This window comes from Brevundimonas sp. (assembly GCF_031082345.1).
In the GTDB taxonomy this organism is placed as follows: Bacteria; Pseudomonadota; Alphaproteobacteria; order Caulobacterales; family Caulobacteraceae; genus Brevundimonas.
The window spans coordinates 1-1,828 of the sequence record NZ_JAVHLH010000377.1 but is presented as its reverse complement, the minus strand read 5'-3'; the positions used below and the strand labels follow the sequence as shown (position 1 = coordinate 1,828).

The window sequence follows — 1,828 nt, the reverse complement described above, 5'->3', positions numbered from 1 at the left end:
GAAGACGGCGGCGGCGGCGGCGGACGGGTTCTTCTCCTGGTCCCAGCGGCGCGCGCCGGCTTCGGCCCGGAGCTCTCTCGCAAGGCGGTCCGGATCGCCGAGCGCCGCGGCGACCTCCGCCTCGGTGCGGCCGGCGGCGGCCCCGTCCTCGAAATGCATCTCGTAGTCGGAGGCGATCTCGGCGGCGGCGGCCGTCGGCATGCCGACGAGTCCTCGCCTCAACCGGCCCATGAATTCGGCGCGGGTCATTGTTCAGCTCCCCTTTCAGCGGTGTTGGCGACGGCGGCCGGCGGGGCCGGTTCGGCGTCGGCGGCCATGACGTTCTCGACCGCGGTGACGAAGGCGCGCCATTCGGAGGTCTGGGCCTCCAGCGCGCCACGGCCGGCGTCGGTCAGGCGGTAGTATTTGCGCGACGGGCCCGAGGGCGATTCGACCAGATAGGTCTCGACCTGGCCGTCGGACTGCATCCGCCGCATCAGCGGGTAGATGGTGCCCTCGCCCATGTCGATCGCGTCCGACAGGGTCGCGGCGATCTCGTAGGCATAGCGGTCGCGGCGGTTGAGAAGGGCCAGCACACACAGCGTGAGCACCCCCTTCTTCAGCTGGATTTCAATGGTTTCAGGCACCTCGGCGTCTCCCTTGATGTCCAAGAGGTATCGCAAGGTATCTTGCGGCGCAAGGTAGCTGGCGAAACATGACAGCGATTTAATCCGGCGCCGGGGACCGGGTGCGGCGTCCAATCGCTTGGCAAGCGCGGGGGAGGACGATAAGGAGCCGCGCAGGAAGCGCTGCGGGCCGTCGCCCCGGCGCAGGCTTGCGATTCACTCGCAGGCGCTTGCGGCAGAACGTTTATGAGGATGTCTCGCATGGGGATGGGCACGCGGGCCCGGGGTCTGATCGGCGGCGGCCTCGCCGTCCTGACCCTGTCACTTTTCGCCGCCGGGTGCAGCGAGGGGCCTGAGCTGATCGGTCAGCCGACCGATGGCGCGATCGGCCTGCAGCCGGCCGCCTCGCCGCTGAAGGTCGAGGCGCACATGTTCCATGACGCCATCCTGATGCCGATCATCACCTTCATCTGCCTGCTGGTGCTGGGTCTGATCCTGTGGATCGTGTTCCGCTACAACAAGAAGTCCAACCCGGTCCCGGCCCGCTGGAGCCACAACACCCTGGTCGAGGTGATCTGGACCGTGGTGCCGGTCCTGATCCTGGTGTTCATCGCCCTGTTCTCGTTCCGGCTGCTGTTTAACTACCACAACATGCCCGAGCCCGACCTGACGGTTAAGGTCACCGGCAACCAGTGGAACTGGGCCTACGAATATCCGGACCAGGCCATCCCCGAATACATTTCGAACATGCTGCCGGAGGACGAGATCGCCGCGCGCGGCATGCCGCACAGCCTGTACCGCCTGGCCGCAGACGAGCCGATGGTGGTGCCGGTCGGCGCCAACGTCCGCCTGCTGGTCACCGCCGCCGACGTGATCCACGCCGTGGCGATGCCGGCCTTCGGCCTGAAGACCGACGCCGTCCCCGGCCGGGTCAACGAGACCTGGTTCCGGGCCGATCGTCCCGGCATCTACTACGGTCAGTGCTCGGAACTGTGCGGCGTCGACCACGCCTTCATGCCGATCCAGATCAACGTCGTCTCGCGCGCCGAATTCGCGACCTGGGTCGCCTCCAAGGGCGGCTCGATGACGCCCCGGACGGTTGAGCAGGCCCCCGGCGGCACCGCCGCCCAGATCGAGGCCGGCACGACCGGCGCCCCGACTGTCACCGACGGCGCGACCGCCCTCCCGACGGCCCAGACCGCCACCACGCCGACCGACCAGCC

General features: G+C 68.3%; 2 protein-coding genes and 1 pseudogene. 1 reads left to right on the top strand and 2 read right to left on the bottom strand.

The window, feature by feature from the left end; translation table 11 throughout:
* Positions 1 to 249, bottom strand: a pseudogene (locus tag RDU12_RS15490) (HAAS domain-containing protein); the annotation flags it as partial.
* Positions 246 to 626 (bottom strand): PadR family transcriptional regulator, encoded by a 381-nt coding sequence (locus RDU12_RS15485; protein WP_300291538.1) that lies wholly within the window; start codon positions 624 to 626, stop codon positions 246 to 248. The pseudogene RDU12_RS15490 and the gene RDU12_RS15485, both read right to left, overlap by 4 nt.
* A 240-nt stretch (positions 627 to 866) precedes the next feature.
* Here RDU12_RS15485 and coxB point away from each other — a divergent pair.
* The coding region (gene coxB, locus RDU12_RS15480) for a cytochrome c oxidase subunit II (RefSeq protein ID WP_308685542.1) at positions 867 to 1,828 on the top strand (962 nt) is incomplete at its 3' end.